14 protein-coding genes and 1 pseudogene are annotated in these 15,483 nt (G+C 41.0%); all 15 read left to right on the top strand.

The window, feature by feature from the left end:
* Positions 1-19: 19 nt before the first annotated feature.
* The 15 genes and pseudogenes from GDZ68_RS14440 (at position 20) to GDZ68_RS14370 (ending at position 15,440) form a co-directional block, all read left to right on the top strand.
* Positions 20-2,170 carry a dihydroxy-acid dehydratase domain-containing protein gene (locus GDZ68_RS14440; protein ID WP_228551123.1) on the top strand — a complete coding sequence of 717 codons (2,151 nt, stop codon included), beginning with the start codon at positions 20-22 and terminating at the stop codon, positions 2,168-2,170.
* Positions 2,171-2,203: 33 nt separating this feature from the next.
* Positions 2,204-2,965: an IclR family transcriptional regulator gene (locus GDZ68_RS14435; protein ID WP_153723014.1), complete on the top strand. Its 762-nt coding sequence runs from the start codon at positions 2,204-2,206 to the stop codon at positions 2,963-2,965.
* Between the two features lie 14 nt (positions 2,966-2,979).
* Positions 2,980-3,852: a fumarylacetoacetate hydrolase family protein gene (locus GDZ68_RS14430; protein WP_153723013.1), complete on the top strand. Its 873-nt coding sequence runs from the start codon at positions 2,980-2,982 to the stop codon at positions 3,850-3,852.
* 48 nt (positions 3,853-3,900) lie between these two features.
* Positions 3,901-4,812, top strand: a complete 912-nt coding sequence (locus tag GDZ68_RS14425; RefSeq protein WP_153723012.1) for a dihydrodipicolinate synthase family protein — start codon at positions 3,901-3,903, stop codon at positions 4,810-4,812.
* Between the two features lie 64 nt (positions 4,813-4,876).
* The gene (locus GDZ68_RS14420) at positions 4,877-5,836 is read left to right on the top strand and encodes a C-terminal binding protein (protein ID WP_194841181.1); all 960 of its coding nucleotides are present in this window, start codon (positions 4,877-4,879) and stop codon (positions 5,834-5,836) included.
* A gap of 160 nt (positions 5,837-5,996) precedes the next feature.
* Positions 5,997-7,007: an ureidoglycolate dehydrogenase gene (gene allD, locus GDZ68_RS14415; RefSeq protein ID WP_194841180.1), complete on the top strand. Its 1,011-nt coding sequence runs from the start codon at positions 5,997-5,999 to the stop codon at positions 7,005-7,007.
* Between the two features lie 255 nt (positions 7,008-7,262).
* Complete coding sequence (locus GDZ68_RS14410; RefSeq protein WP_153723010.1) at positions 7,263-8,048, top strand: IclR family transcriptional regulator; 786 nt, start codon at positions 7,263-7,265, stop codon at positions 8,046-8,048.
* 26 nt (positions 8,049-8,074) lie between these two features.
* A complete protein-coding gene (gucD, locus tag GDZ68_RS14405) occupies positions 8,075-9,541 on the top strand; it encodes an alpha-ketoglutaric semialdehyde dehydrogenase GucD (RefSeq protein WP_153723009.1) in 1,467 nt (488 codons plus the stop codon).
* Between the two features lie 39 nt (positions 9,542-9,580).
* On the top strand, positions 9,581-10,531 hold the full coding sequence (locus GDZ68_RS14400) for a U32 family peptidase (protein ID WP_153723053.1): 951 nt from the start codon (positions 9,581-9,583) through the stop codon (positions 10,529-10,531).
* A 120-nt stretch (positions 10,532-10,651) separates the two neighbouring features.
* Positions 10,652-11,770: a UxaA family hydrolase gene (locus GDZ68_RS14395; protein ID WP_153723008.1), complete on the top strand. Its 1,119-nt coding sequence runs from the start codon at positions 10,652-10,654 to the stop codon at positions 11,768-11,770.
* A gap of 16 nt (positions 11,771-11,786) precedes the next feature.
* Positions 11,787-12,101, top strand: coding sequence for a UxaA family hydrolase (locus tag GDZ68_RS14390; protein WP_153723007.1), 315 nt, complete (start codon positions 11,787-11,789; stop codon positions 12,099-12,101).
* A gap of 33 nt (positions 12,102-12,134) precedes the next feature.
* Positions 12,135-13,292 (top strand): UxaA family hydrolase, encoded by a 1,158-nt coding sequence (locus tag GDZ68_RS14385; RefSeq protein WP_153723006.1) that lies wholly within the window; start codon positions 12,135-12,137, stop codon positions 13,290-13,292.
* A 55-nt stretch (positions 13,293-13,347) separates the two neighbouring features.
* A pseudogene (locus GDZ68_RS18250) lies at positions 13,348-13,482 on the top strand (2-keto-3-deoxygluconate permease); the annotation flags it as partial.
* Positions 13,483-14,346: 864 nt separating this feature from the next.
* Entirely contained in the window at positions 14,347-15,102 is a 756-nt protein-coding gene (gene kduD, locus GDZ68_RS14375; protein WP_153723004.1) for a 2-dehydro-3-deoxy-D-gluconate 5-dehydrogenase KduD, read from the top strand.
* 68 nt (positions 15,103-15,170) lie between these two features.
* The gene (locus GDZ68_RS14370; protein WP_153723003.1) at positions 15,171-15,440 is read left to right on the top strand and encodes an AMP-binding protein; all 270 of its coding nucleotides are present in this window, start codon (positions 15,171-15,173) and stop codon (positions 15,438-15,440) included.
* The last annotated feature ends 43 nt before the right edge of the window (positions 15,441-15,483 follow it).

Genomic DNA, 15,483 nt, shown 5'->3' with positions numbered 1-15,483 from the left:
TTTAATTGGAGTGATAAAAATGTTGTTTCCTCATATGCACAGTAGAATAAACCCTTATAAAGAAAATGTGCAAGGAAAAGCTAATGAACCTATTACTGTGGCAGGCCTTTTGGACAATGCTAAAAAAATACTTGGCCCGCTTTACGAAGGCGGTACACCCGATTGGACATTGGAGAATATCGTGTTGAGGCTGGAACAAGATGCTCCAAGAATTGCAATAATTGGCGGTTCTGCAGATCACCCGGCTCATATAATGGATTATATGACCTCTTCACGAGCCGCTGTTCGTATCTGGCAAAATGGTGGTGTTCCATTCTACTTTTCAACTCCCGTCATGTGTGACGGCACTGCCCAGTCTAATCAAGGGATGAGCTATTCTTTGCAAAGCAGAAACGCAGTGGCCCAGATGATTGTAAATCAATTGGAAGCGCATAGTTATCACGGAGCGTTCGTTATCCAAGGATGTGACAAGCAGCCGCTCGGTGTGGTTAGCGGCCTTGCTCATCTAGATAGACTAAGACAATTTAGGGGGGATGCTCCATTCTTCGCCACGTTTGCGCCTGCACACGTTCTCCAAGGGGGGACAATCCCAGAAGATGTTGTCAAGAAGCTGAACGCAGTATATGACAAAGCGATTGAAATGAACCATCAAGAGATTGCGGAAGACTTGAAGGATACAATGGATTATATTCTCCAATGCTCATCAAATACTTCCTTCCAAGGTGTGTTTGAGAGAGCTGTTGAGAGAGGTATTATTACCCAAGAAGAACATAAATATTTGGAAATCCGTTTGGCCGCAGCTACTTGCGATACAAAAGGCGGTGTCTGTGCGTTTAACGGAACAGGAAACAGTTCAAGGCATCTAGTCGCAGGTATGGGATTAGTGCATCCAGCATTAGAACTATTGACACAACCGCCAAATCAGCAACAGGTCAATGCAGCAATAGATGCGATGGCTGTCATGATTAATAAACCGGAATTTGGTGTATCAAGACTAGTGAGGTCCAATATTGAAAATGCAGTACGTATTCATAGCGCGTCTGGCGGCTCGACGAATCTAATGATGCATATGGTAGCAGCGATGATCTATGCAGGATATGAGTTTACACTCTTTGATGTCGAAAAGATTTTAAAAGAACAACCAATACCCGATCTCTTTAATTATTCCTTAACAGAAGGACGCGATATCTTTTCATTGGCGATGCAATGCTGTGATGACACTAGCCGCGGGATGGAAACACTATTCTATGAGTTACTCAATAATGGAGTGAATATGAATCAGGATTCCTTAACCATAACGGGTACGACGTGGAGAGAAAGGCTGGTGTACAGCGAGAGTCTTCCAGCAGATAATGTTGAAGAAAATGCCGTTATTATGAGCAATCCTAAAAGACCATTTAGTGGTGTAGATGTCTTGCGAGGCAACTTCTTTGAAAGTGCGGTCGTAAAGATTAGTGGTATGCCTACACCGCAACTAGATCAATTTGATAATAAGATGGCTTTTGTTCTGTTTTTTGATAATGAAGACCAGGCGAACCAAAGTCTTCTGGACTCTAAATTAATTGAAAATATGAAGTCCAACAAATTATTCAGTTCTGAGGACTTAATAGCTGTCGCTAAATTTAATGCACCTGATCAATATGAAGAACTGAAAGAACTTGACTATAATACACTGTTCGATGAGATGACAAAACAGGGTATTTTGAAGATAGCGCTTATTATTGCAGGACAGGGGCCGCTCGCTTTCGGGATGCCTGAAATGTTTACACCGATGCAGCATATTAATGCTAACCGTACTTTGAAAAGAATTTGTACTATCATCAGTGATGGCCGTTACTCGGGGGTTACATACGGTGCAGCAATCGGACATATGACGCCTGAAGCAATGGACGGAGGAGGTATCGGTTATCTACAAACCGGTGATATACTGCATCTTCAATTGCGCAATCACTTTATTGACTTAGTGAAGGAACTGAACGACCAAGTTGTATATGAGGAGAATATCAAAGATAATGAAAATCGAAAGCAATTATTCGAAAAACGGATAACGAATATGAAACAACGTCAGAAATTAGTGGCAGCAGTCAATCGTATGGTAGGACATACGGATGCCTCTAAAGGAGTTGTTCCGATTCAGGTTTATGAAGAAGCAGATGAAGCTTACTTGTAATAATTGCTAACTAGCTATGAAAAGGTGATAGAGATGGGGCTTGTTCAGTCAGTAGTGAGAGCAATTAAGATCTTGGAAGTTTTCGATGAAATAAATAAAGAGCTTAGCATAAAGGAAATAAGTGCAAAGGTAGAGCTTAATAAGAGTACCGTTCATGCGCTATTGAAAACATTGAAAGAATACGGATATATTGCCCAAGATGAAGAAACTGCAGATTATTCATTGGGTTGGAAACTATATGAACGGGGAAATCTGTTGCTCAGCCAGTTGGACATAAAAACAGCGGCATCAAGACATTTACAAATATTGAATAAAGCGACAAATGAAACAGTTCATTTAGTGAAGTTATTGGACAAAGAAGCAATCTATATAGATAAAATTAACGGACATAATACACTTGTGATTTATTCTAGGATTGGCAGAAAAGTCCCTCTGCATTGTAGTGCGGTTGGAAAAGTACTGGCAGCCTACTTACCTGACAGTAGTTTAAATCAATTATTGGATGGCTACGAGTTCATTCAAGCAACAGATAATTCAATCTTAAATCGGGCTGATTATCTAGAAGAACTCGTACATGTTAAGGAGAACGGCTATGCAGTTGATGATGAAGAAAATGAGTATGGAATAATCTGTTTTGCCATGCCGATATATGATCATACAAACAGTGTGGTCGCTGCAGTCAGTGTATCGACACCGAAAAGTACCTTCACTAAAGAAATAGAGTTGAAGCACTTAGAGTTGCTGAAAATATGTGTAGACAGTATATCCCAAGAATTAGGGGCTAATCTAAACTAAAAGGAGAACTAAAAATGAGATATATAAAGTTTCATGAAAAAGGTAGTATCAAGTCAGCATTAGTTACGTCACAGCAGGATGTATATGTAATCAAGGAAGATAACTATACGGACTTTTACTATAAACTAAAAGATTCCAATCTTACAGCAGACCAATATATTAAGAGAGAAGGTTTAAATAAAAGTGAATTGAGCTTAGAAAGTCTCGATCTTAGCATTCCTATTTTGCCTGAAGAAATTTGGGCTGCAGGAGTTACATACCAAAAAAGCAGAGAAGCAAGAAATTTCGAAACGAAGAAAGAGGCAGAGCAGAAACAGACATTTTATGATTTAGTTTATGATGCAGAGCGACCGGAAATCTTCTTCAAGTCTACAGCACGCAGAATCATTGGACCAAATGAAGATGTCTATATTCGAAGTGATTCAAATTGGCAGATACCTGAACCTGAACTGACATTGATCATAGGGGAGAAAGAGGAGATCATTGGATATACACTCGGAAATGATATGAGTAGTCGTGATATTGAAGGTGAAAATCCATTATACTTACCGCAAGCCAAGATGTGGAAAAACTCCGGCTCAATTGGTCCGGCGATTTTAATGCCTGAAGCAATCGAAGATCCTTATTCAATCGATATTACTTGCAAAATCTTACGAGGAGGAGAGCAGAAGTTCGAAGGCACGGCCTATGTCAATCAATTGAAACGTAAATTGGAGGAACTCGTTCATTATCTTGTTTTTGAGAATGATATTTTACCAGGCACTGCACTAATGACAGGAACATGTATCGTGCCGCCGAATGAGTTCACTTTGCAAGAAGGCGATACAATCGAAATTTCCAGTAGCAAAATAGGTGTATTAAGAAATGGTGTCAGTGCAGTTAGATGAGAAGTCTAGTTTAACAAACGCATAAGAGCATAGAAGGTGGCAAAGTCAATGAAGGGTATTATTTCTCCAGTAGTGACATTATTAAAAGAAGACGGCCAAATTGATATATGTAAAAACAAGAAGATGATAGATAAACTTATCGAGCGCGGTGTACACGGCATTGTTCTATTAGGAAGTTCAGGGGAATTCCCCCACTTTTCAATGGAAGAGAAAAAAGATTACTTAAAAGAAATCCTTCCTTATATAGGTCGTCGTATCCCTGTTTTAGTTGGAACAGGCGGAACAGTTATTGAAGAGACAATAAACTTATCAAAGTTTGCCGAGGAACTAGGTGCAGAAGGGGTATTAGTCGTAAACCCGTTTTACTGGGAAACGTCTGATGAACAGATGTATACCTACTTTCGTGACGTTGCTGAATCGTTGTCTATCGATTTATATCTATATAATATTCCGCAGCTAACTGGCCAGGAAATTCCTATAAACGTAGTGAAAAGGCTTTCAAGAGAACTAAAGAATATTCGTGGAATTAAAGAAACGGTAAGTAGTATGGCACGCATCCGGTTGGTAATTGATGAAGTGGCAAGAATGACAGATAATTTTCATGTATATAGTGCTTTTGATGAACATTTGCTGGATGCCCAGCTTTCTGGCGCTTCAGGGAGTATTAATGGATCGTCAGTATTTCTGCCAGAGGTCTCTGTAGATCTTTATAATGCTGTACAAAAAGAAGATTTTACTGAAATTAAGAGCAACCATCTTATACTCTGTGAATTAATGAATATTTACAGTTTACATCCTTCATTTTTTCTTACGATGAAATTGGCTGTTCATGAACGTTGGTTCAGAGATAATCCGGTTGGTTACCGAAAGCCATTCATAAACAGTGAACCTTACTTATCTGACAAAGTGAAAGCGATTATTACGGAGTACAACAACCGGGAAGCCGGAAGTTTATACTGATTAGTGTGGAATTTCCCAATGTTCTATATATACTAAATTTTTGAATAGGGAGAGTGGAGCGATCATGACTTTTAAAGTTGTTATAACTGACTATGAGTTTGATGAATTGGATTACGAAGAAAAGGTTTTTGCAGAAAGTGGTCTCGACATCAACTTTGTGAAAGCTCAATGCCGCACAGAGCAAGAGGTGATTGACGTTGCGAAAGATGCAGACGCGGTCATTAATCAATACGCACCATTAAATGCTGTTGTCCTGAATGAGCTGGGAAATTGTAAGGTCATATCAAGGTACGGAGTAGGTGTGGACACAATAGACCTCGACGTAGCGAAGCAAAAGGGCATTACCGTATGTAATGTGCCTGATTACGGAATTGAAGAAGTTTCCAATCATGCAGTAGCACTCTTGATGGCCTGGTCCAGAAAGATTGTAGAACTGAATAACTCCGTGAAAAATGGTATTTGGGATTTTAGTATAAGCCCGCCTGTCTATCGTTTCACAGATCGTGTATTTGCGGTGATTGGGTTCGGAAAAATTCCGAGACGGGTGGTTGAAAAAGTTCAGCCGCTTGGCTTTTCTTTAGTAGGATATGATCCTTTCGTATCGGCTGAGGAAATGAAAAAGTACGGGGTGAAAAAAGTCGATCTAAAGGAAGCGATAACAAAGTCTGATGTGATTTCACTTCATGTTCCACTCATTAAGGATACATACCATTTAATCAACCGCGGAAACGTCAATGAGTTAAAAGATGGTGTCTTTATTCTGAATACAGCAAGAGGTCCAATTATTGAGACGGAGGCGCTGATTGAAGGTTTGCGCACTGGTAAGATCGCGGGAGCTGCACTTGATGTTGTCGAATTCGAACCTATTCCAAAAGATCATGAGCTGTTGGATTTTTCTAATGTCTACATTACTCCTCACAGCGCTTTCTATTCAGTTGAAGCGGTAGAAGAGCTACGAACTAAGGCAGCGAGAAATGTGGTGGAGGTATTACTTGGACTGGCACCGACTTACCAGGTTGTATAAAGATAAAACTGTTGATAGGGTTATTATCTGTGAAACTTTGATTTAAGATATACATCTTTACCTTGTTAATAATTGCTTATACTTATCTGGAATTCACTTATAAGAGGAGATATTTATTTAATTATAGATATCTCTTTTGCTTATGAAAAGAGGGTTATATGTGGAAACAGTAAACATCGTGGCAAAACAATTTGAACAGCTTATCGCAAAACGCCTGCTGGAAAATGGTGTCTCGCAATCTCATGCGGAAATAGTGGCCGAGGTGTTGGCATTTGCAGACAAACGCGGCGTTAAATCGCATGGCATCATGCGATTGCAGCATTATATCGAGAGAATACAAAATGGAGGTATTAATAGGTTTGCAAATATATCTATTGAAGCTGTTAATGACGTCATTACAAAAGTAGACGGCGACAATGGACTCGGCCATGTGATTGCAAAAACTGCCATGCAGGAAGCGATTTCCACATCCAAGAAAAATGGCATCGGTGTCGCCATCGCTTCGAATTCCAGCCACTCAGGCGCATTGGGCTTCTATGCAAATCAAGCAGCCGAGGAAGGTGTGATTGGAATCATACTTGCACAGGCAGATGCTCTCGTTGCGCCTTATGGAGCTAAAAAAGCGTTTCTTGGAGCCAATCCTCTAGCTGTAGGTATCCCGCATGAAAACTCGCCAATCGTACTGGATATGTCAACGAGTCAAGTGGCATTCGGTAAGGTTATGATTGAAAAAGAGAAGGGTAACAAAATCCCATTAGACTGGGGTCTTGATGAAAACGGTGTGCCAACAGAAGATCCGGCAGAGGTAAAAGCTTTACAGCCAATGGGTGGAGCAAAAGGTTATGGATTGGCTATCGTCGTAGATGTACTCTCAGGAATCTTAGCAGGTGCTGAATTTGGCAAGCATATAACGCCAATGTACGGTGATTTAAAAGAATATAGAGGACTCGGTCAGTTCTTTCTTGCCATCAATCCTGAATTCTTTGTTGGAAAGGAGTACTTCCTCGGTATGATGAAGCAATTCGTCGATGAACTGCATGCGTTAGAACCAGCACCGGGTCATTCTAAAGTATACATCCCTGGAGAAAGATCACTTGAACATGAAAAAAGGTCTGCTCAAGAAGGTATTGAGGTAGATAAAAAACTTTATGATTTTTTGATAAGAACTTAAGAAAAATGTTCAATTCTAGAATTGAATTATGTAGTTACAATAATAATCTTTTCATTTCTAAATCCTGGTTAGTAAATAGTTCTTCTATTTTATTGAGCAGCCTAAATTAAAATAAATAGTAGGAAATTGAGTATTTAGAATATAAAAACGTTGAAGTAATTGTAACTGCAGTTTGCTTGTGATAAGGTTGTTTTAAGGTTTTATAAAGTAAACTAGGTTTACTATAGAGAACCGATAGGCGAGGAGGTTAGTAGGTTGAGTTTGAAATATTGGGTGCCTGCTATTGAAAGAACAGATCGGATTTTGAAGGAAATCAGTCAGCATCCAAACGAATTGCGTTTAATCGACTTATCGAAAAAATTGGATATCAATAAAAGTTCCCTCTTTTCATTATTGAACACGCTGGAGACATTAGGTTGGATTATCAAATCTTCTAAAGGCTGCTACAACCTTGGCCCAACCGTCGGAATGTTCAATTCGGCATACTTGAGCCAGTTTAATTTAATTCAGAGCTTTTACAGGGAGGCTGAAAGTGCTGTTACGAGGATACGGGAACATATTCAACTAGGCATGCTTGAAGGAAATAACGTAGTGTACTTAGGCAAAGTGGAAGCAGAGACGAGAGTCCAACTAGTTACAGAACCAGGAATGCGTTTCCCGGCTTACGCTTCTGCTCTCGGTAAGATCCAATTAATTGATCACACAGCAGAAGAGATAGAGTGTCTTTTCCCCGTTAAGAAGTGGGAAAAAAAGACGGAATACACGACCTCTAGCATAGAAGAGCTTTACTGCAAAGTAAAAGAAGCAAGAGCTAAGGGCTATGCTGTTGAAAATCAGGAGTCGGCTCTTGGATTTCATTGTGTGGCTGCGCCCATCTATAACTTTGAGAAGCATATAATAGCAGGTATCAGTTTTACGATGCCCACGAATAGTTGGGAAGAAAAATTTGAAGATGCAAAAGATGAAATCATTATACTTGCATCAAAGTTATCAAGATTGGCAGGTTACCAAGAGGTTGCTGAAGGTACAGAGGTACTATAATTTAAAATCACGAGGAGGAAATTATAATGGTTACAAAAAACAATAGTGCAACATTTAAGAACTTCATTAACAATGAGTGGGTTTCATCACAGTCCAACGAGCTGTTGGAGAGCGTTAGCCCAATGAATAAAAATGAGGTAGTAGGGTACGTACAAAAATCGATACAGGAAGATTTGGACAAAGCGTTTAAAGCAGCAGAAAACGCCAAAAGTGCCTGGAGGAAAATTGGTCAGCACGCTAGAGGTCAGTTACTTTTTAAAGTGGCGGATGTTATTGAGGAAAATATCGATGAGATTGCAGAAACTGCTACACGCGAAATGGGGAAAACACTTCCAGAAGCGAAAGGTGAAACAGCACGTGGCGTGGCAATCCTTAGGTACTACGCGGGAGAGGGCATGAGAAAGAATGGAGATGTTATTCCAGCTTCTGATAAAGACGCATTGATGTTCACGAAGCGTGTACCTGTAGGCGTAGTGGGGATCATCACACCATGGAACTTCCCGATTGCTATTCCGATTTGGAAGTTGGCACCTGCTCTTGTTTATGGAAACACTGTTGTGTTTAAACCGGCTACAGAAGCTTCGGTTACTGCTGCAAAGATAGTCGAATGTTTTGCAAAAGCAGGTTTGCCAGAGGGTGTTTTAAACTTCATAGTAGGTTCTGGTTCAGTGATTGGACAAGGCATTATCGATCATGAGTCATTGAATGCGATATCGTTCACAGGTTCTGAAGGTGTAGGGAAATCAGTGGCTAAAGGTGCTGCGCTAAGCGGCGTAAAGTATCAGGTCGAAATGGGTGGGAAGAACCCAGTTATCGTAATGAAAGACGCAGATCTAGACAGTGCAGTGGAAGCGGTGATTAGCGGAGCATTCCGTTCAACTGGACAAAAGTGTACCGCTACTAGCAAGGTTGTCGTGGAAAGCGCTGTTTACGAAGAGTTCAAACAGAAATTGTTAATGGAAACGGAAAAAATCACAGTAGGTAATGGCCTGAATGAAGGAATCTGGATGGGTCCATGCGCGAGTCAAAGTCAATTTAATACTGTGAAGGATTACATCGAAATCGGTAAATCAGAAGGCGCGAAATTAATCGCTGGCGGCAAAGTTCTTGAAGGAGAAGGATTCGATGACGGTTTTTATCTGACACCTGCAATTTTTGATGAAGTCACAGCGGATATGAGAATCGCACAGGAGGAAATTTTCGGCCCTGTTATCGCGCTTATTGAAGCGGGCAGCCTCGAAGAAGCAATCAAAATCGCTAACGATACGAAATTCGGACTAAGTGCTTCGATTTTTACATCTAATATCAGCTCACTAATGGAGTTCATTGATGAAATTGAAGCCGGGTTGGTACGAATCAATGCTGAAAGTGCGGGCGTAGAACTGCAGGCTCCGTTTGGGGGAATGAAAAGCTCAGGTTACGGGTCACGTGAACAAGGAGAAGCAGCTCAGGAATTTTACACAGAAATTAAAACAGTATTTATTAAAGGCTGAAAGGCCTTACTCTATATATGAAAGCGGGAACTTACTATGATGAATGAATCGCGGAAATTTTTGGAGGGCCTCGGATATCCCTCCTCCGACTCTGGAGAATTACCGACCTCTACAAAGAGGTTCCCAGATGGTGCGCAGTACAGAATTGAGCTTCCAAGTACTGAAGGGCCGACTGCTCTTAAAGAAACTCTTAAGGAACTAGATCGACTTGGAATCACAGTCCATAGAATTTCCCAGGGAAGCGGTATTATGCTGCAAACAGATGAAGAAATACGGGAAATGTGTGAACTTACTGCCGAAAGAGGCATCGAGTTGAGCTTATTTGTAGGCCCGCGTGGTACTTGGGATATTAGTGCGCAGCCTTTTACTCCGGGCGGCCAGTCAATCGGCAACCGTCATGAAGGTGCAGATCAGCTCGTTTATGCTATGGAAGACTTGAAGCGTGGGGCTGATCTCGGACTTCGCGGTGCCCTAGTGGCCGATGAGGGTCTATTGTTGTTAACAAAGGAAATGAAGAAAGCGGGCCAGCTGCCGGAAGATTTTATTGTCAAGGCTTCAGTTCAGATTGGTTCTGCAAACCCTGTCTCTGTAAAATTGATGCAAGATATTGGAGCAGATACGTACAATGTCCCAACTGCATTGACCCTGTCTAAACTGGCGTCCATACGCCAAGCGATTGATATGCCGATAGATCTTTATATTGAAGCGCCGGATAATATGGGTGGTTTTCTTCGGTATTACGAAATACCGGAAATTATCCGTGTTCTTGCACCCGTATACATAAAATTCGGGCTTAGCAACCATCCGGATGTGTATCCATCTGGCCAACAATTTGAAGATTTGAATAATTCTTTGGTCAAAGAACGTGTACGAAGAGCTTCCTTAGGAATTCAGATGATCGAACGCTATTATCCAGACGCAAAAACCTCGGAACTCGGGGCTGCAGGACTTGGTATAGCACAGGTAAATAAGAAGAGCGTATCAAATTAAAGAGTAATATTGTCTAAACGGATGATTGATTAATAACTAGCAGGGCGGGTGATTCTGGCAGTATTTCAGAGGGATCGTCTGCCCTGTTCCCTTGATTAGAGGAAGAAAGGTGAAACAGCTATGGCATATACTTTTAAAGGTTATCTGAGAAGCGACGGATCGGCGGGAACCAGAAATAATATAGGTATTATCAGTTCAGTTATTTGCTCAAGTACTGTTACGAACGAAATCGCAAACAGAGTCGATGACGCTGTACCGATCATTCACTCAAATGGTTGTGCGCAATTGGGTGATGATTTCAAGGTTACTAAAAGCATGTTATCGGGAGTAGCTGAAAATCCTAATTTTCATAGCAATCTGCTGATAGGCCTAGGCTGTGAGACCAATCAAGTGTCCGGCTTATTGGATGCTATACCTCAAACGAAACCGATTGAAGGATTCAGTATACAACAGATGGCAGGCGGAGCTAACACTGTTGCCAAAGGTGTCACGATAGCTGCTGAATGGTCAGAAAAAATTGCCCAAGAGAAAAGGGAAGAACTTCCTCTATCTAAACTGAAGGTGGGAGTCATCACCGTGGATGTAGACGAACGGACTTTAAAGGCTGCGGCACCAGTTGTAAGCGCTTTAATAAGTGTGCTGCTGAAAGAAGATTCCACGGTTGTTTGTAGTTTGACCAAAAGTTTGGAGCCTTGTGGTGATTTATTGGCAGAAAAAACCGAGAATATGAATGCAAGGGAAGAATTGTGGGAGTTAAGCTACGGACTGAATCGGCGTCGATGGGAAAGCAATGAAGCCTACGGGTTTTCTGCTTATTCCGAAAGAGAAAAGAAAATCGCTTTAGAGGAATCTAATTTATTAGGTTCAAATCAACTTCAAACCCTTTTAGATATTAATGAAAAGCCGTTAGATAAAGGATTATACCTTCTGAAATCATCCGGTAATCTTGTGGAAACTCTTTCTAACTTCGTCTCGGCGGGATGCAATGTTGCTCTGATTCTGTCTAAAGAGGGAGTCCTGGCAACATCTAATGTCATACCTTGTATAAGCCTGGCACCTCAGAATGATGGTCAGACAACACGGGATTATGTGGATTTCTACATCGACCATCAGGATGCTATGACGCAAACAAAAGTCCTGCTGGAGAAATTGATCCAAGTAAGCTCTGGAGAACTTACTGCATTGGAAGAATACGAACTTGGAGAATTTGCGATCCCGCATATCGGTACTACGTTCTAATGAAGGAGAGATTAGCGTGGAAATCAGTTACAATGCCCTGAAATTAAATCCTGACGATAATGTTGCTGTTGCTTTACAGCGTATCGGCAAAAGTGAAGCAGTTTTGATCAATAATTCCGAAATAGAACTGGTCGCTCTTGAAGAAATACCATACGGTCATAAAATAGCACTTCGCACTATAATTGAAAATGACGACATAACAAAATATGGAGAGTGTATGGGCAAAGCGACGAAAGAGATTCCAGCGGGTTCGCATGTCCATGTACATAACGTTCGCGGTCTTAATGAAATGGAGAGGGCAGTCGTCATCAATCACGTGATGGAGCCTTAGGAGTGTATCTTGCTGCAAGAGGAGGACTTAAATATGACGAAATTTAACGGGTATCGCAGATCTGACGGAAGTGTCGGTGTTAGAAACCATGTAATAGTAATTAATACAGTTGGAGAACTAAGCGCGCTTGCCAGAAAAATCGCCAGCCTGGTACCCGGAGTGATCCCGGTTATCCATCACGGAGGAGTGGCTCAATTTCCTGAAGATTATGTACAGACGCTCCGGACATTAATAGGAACTGCCGGTCATCCCAACGTAAGCGCTGCACTGGTATTGGGTGAAGAGGATGATGAGATAGCAAAAGCAATTGCAGTGAAATTGAAGGAAAAGAATAAGCCTGTCCGGACAATCTGCTTGAATAATAATCAGACGATCCCCGGTCTTCTTAAAGAAGGGAAGGAATGGCTGGAGAATGCTTTGGTAAAAAGCAAAAGAGAAATCCGGCAGGAATGCGATATTACAGAGCTGATTGTCGGCTTGGAATGCGGTGGATCTGATGCTTGGTCAGGTATTACAGCCAATCCTTCTATAGGAACGTTCTCAGACATGATTGTTAAAGAAGGCGGAACAAGTGTATTGGCTGAGACTACAGAAGCAATCGGAGCAGAGCATATTTTGGCTAGCAATGCAATCAATCGCGAAGTGGGAAGAGAATTCCTTGATATTGTACGAAACTACGACTATCGCATAAAGCAAACAGGAGAAGATATCCGCTCTGCAAACCCTACACCCGGAAATATGGCGGGGGGTCTGACTACTCTTGAAGAAAAGTCGCTTGGCTGCATCAAAAAGGGTGGCAGCACGCCGTTAAAAGAAGTTATTTCTTATGCAGATAGACCTTCAGAAAAAGGTTTCGTGTTTATGGATACACCTGGTTATGATGTCGAATCGGTATGCGGTCTGGCAGCAGGAGGTGCTCAGGTAGTACTTTTTTCTACAGGTAAGGGCTCGCCGACAGGTTCACCGATCGTCCCAGTAATTAAAATTGGAACGAATCCAAAAGTTTATGAAATCATGTCGGAACATATTGACATCAATGCCGGTAAAATCATAGACCAGAACAAGAACATCACCGATATCGGAACGGAAATCTTTGATAAGGTCATTGATGTATCGAATGGTGAACAGACTGCAGCGGAGAATCAGCTGAATCAGGAGTTCGCCATTTGGAGACTTGCAGAAAGCATATAATCTCCTCAGCATATGAGTCCATTTGAAATTGTACATCAAAGAGCAGACAGGACATATGAGGAAAAAGAATTCAGAAAAAATTCCTGGAGGTATGATGGTCGTACCTCTTCTTCTTGCAGCTATCATTAATACATTTTCTCCTAATCTTTTAAGAAACGAAGGATTTACGCAAGCGCTTTTTGTAGATTCTGTCCCTGTTCAGTCGGCGGCTTCAGCTGTGACAACAGCAATTCTTATTCCTATCGTATTAGCGATACTAGTGAAAGTCAATAAGATCGAAGATAAATCCAGGACTTTGGAGAAGGAGGAATCGATGAGTGAAAACGACTAGATCCCCAGCGCCGCTAAACAACTTAGAACGGCAGGTGAAGGAGCCGGCGACAAGTGAACAAAATATCCACTGAGTGGAGAGAAACAGTCTCTCTACCCGCTGAAAAAATTTAACGTCAAACATTACTGCCGCTTGTCCATCTCCCAAATGCAGGCTGATATTGACAATTATTTTAGAAGTCTATGGTCCTGTTAAAATGAACATCCCATAAAACCTTGTATTAGAAGATCTCGTGGAATTACTAGAGTCATCTCCTGGCAAAAGAACAGAATAGCGCAAGGCCATACCCTGGGAAGGTAGTGCGTCCTTCAGCTTAAAACATTTCACTTCCGTAGATTGTCGGTACAATAACTAAGTTACCGCTTGCTCTTTTATCTATGGATACTAACATGCCTAATAATGTAAACAAACGCAGGCAAATAAAATGGAGAAGGTGTGCGATACAAATTGAGAACAATTCGCTAGTGCTTTCAATTTGTGTAGCACGTAGTCATCGTTCTGATTAACTTGTAATTCTTACGATAATTTGTAGAAGGAAGGCTAACTTTTTAATGCTTATTTGCATGAAAGGTTAGTCTCTTTTAATTCGTGCTGAAATTAATGAAAAACGGGAGATTCTTAAAAGATAACAAGTTACATCAAAGAGTTGCCCGAAATATCAAATAGTTTAGGGTTTGAAAAGCTAAAATACTAAAGGTTAATTCACTTGGAGGAGAACAAATTATGAACTTATTTAGCTTAGAAGGAAAAGTGGCAATTGTAACTGGGGGCAACAGAGGATTAGGGGGAGCAATGGCATACGGTTTAGCACAGGCAGGAGCAGATATAGCAATAATACAGCGCTCGTCTGGAGAACCAGAGACCGTTTCCCGTATTCGGAAATTAGGAAGAAAATGTGAAAGTTATTCCTTTGATTTAACTAATACATCAAAAATCCCCCAGCTATTACAAGAGATCAAGAAGGAGTTTGGTGGAATTGATATTTTAATAAATAATGCTGGTGTGCAACGCAGGTCTCCATCTATTGATTTCACAGAAGAAGATTGGGATATTGTCATGCAAGTGAATACTAAGTCGGTCTTCTTTCTTTGTCAGGCAGTTGGAAAGGAAATGCTTAGTAATGGTAAAGGAAAAATCATTAATATTGCTTCATTACTTTCATTCCAAGGTGGTTTTACGGTTCCTGCCTATGCTGCAAGTAAAGGGGCAGTTGCTCAATTCACCAAGTCTTTGTCTAATGAATGGGCAAGTAAAGGAGTAAACGTTAATGGGGTCGCGCCTGGTTATATGGAAACAGAGATGAACACAGCATTAATTACAGATGAAACACGAAATAGAGAAATTTTAAAACGAATTCCTGCGGGCCGTTGGGGACAGCCCGAGGATTTGGTTGGAGTTGCAGTTTTCCTGTCTTCAAACGCATCAGACTATATAAACGGAGAAATTATAACTGTAGATGGAGGATGGATGGGTAGATAAACAAATGATAATACTGGTGGAGTAATGGGCAGTATTTCGGTATGGCAGAATCGGAGGGATAATTATCAGTGGAACCTTCGGCTTTCGTCAAGTACTATAAGAATGAAGAAACTTATATGAGTACAGTGATTGATGGCGAATTCTATACCGGAGACATTGGTTACATCAATAAGAATTGCTTTTTCTATGTAATGGACTGTCTTAAAGATATGGTCATCAGTGGTAGTGGGAATGGTTATTTCGCTGAATTGCAGCAGCCAATTGCCAACCATCCAGTCGTTGTCAAAGTTATCGATGTAGTGAATGAACACAGCTTTATGCAGTCAAGAATATCTTGAAACACAAACTAAAGAATAATCTTTGAACAATTGAAAAAAGGAG

The organism is Sporosarcina cascadiensis, from assembly GCF_009650995.1.
Lineage (GTDB): Bacteria > Bacillota > Bacilli > Bacillales_A > Planococcaceae > Sporosarcina > Sporosarcina cascadiensis.
Note: the sequence above shows the minus strand (reverse complement) of the source record. Positions and strands in the feature narration are given on the sequence as shown.

What these genes read in the sequence shown, in the direction of transcription:
- GDZ68_RS14440 (WP_228551123.1), top strand. Translation starts at nt 20, where the DNA reads ATGTTGTTTCCTCATATGCACAGTAGAATAAACCCTTATAAAGAAAAT.
- GDZ68_RS14435 (WP_153723014.1), top strand. Translation starts at nt 2,204, where the DNA reads ATGGGGCTTGTTCAGTCAGTAGTGAGAGCAATTAAGATCTTGGAAGTT.
- GDZ68_RS14430 (WP_153723013.1), top strand. Translation starts at nt 2,980, where the DNA reads ATGAGATATATAAAGTTTCATGAAAAAGGTAGTATCAAGTCAGCATTA.
- GDZ68_RS14425 (WP_153723012.1), top strand. Translation starts at nt 3,901, where the DNA reads ATGAAGGGTATTATTTCTCCAGTAGTGACATTATTAAAAGAAGACGGC.
- GDZ68_RS14420 (WP_194841181.1), top strand. Translation starts at nt 4,877, where the DNA reads ATGACTTTTAAAGTTGTTATAACTGACTATGAGTTTGATGAATTGGAT.
- gucD (WP_153723009.1), top strand. Translation starts at nt 8,075, where the DNA reads ATGGTTACAAAAAACAATAGTGCAACATTTAAGAACTTCATTAACAAT.
- GDZ68_RS14400 (WP_153723053.1), top strand. Translation starts at nt 9,581, where the DNA reads ATGAATGAATCGCGGAAATTTTTGGAGGGCCTCGGATATCCCTCCTCC.
- GDZ68_RS14395 (WP_153723008.1), top strand. Translation starts at nt 10,652, where the DNA reads ATGGCATATACTTTTAAAGGTTATCTGAGAAGCGACGGATCGGCGGGA.
- GDZ68_RS14385 (WP_153723006.1), top strand. Translation starts at nt 12,135, where the DNA reads ATGACGAAATTTAACGGGTATCGCAGATCTGACGGAAGTGTCGGTGTT.
- kduD (WP_153723004.1), top strand. Translation starts at nt 14,347, where the DNA reads ATGAACTTATTTAGCTTAGAAGGAAAAGTGGCAATTGTAACTGGGGGC.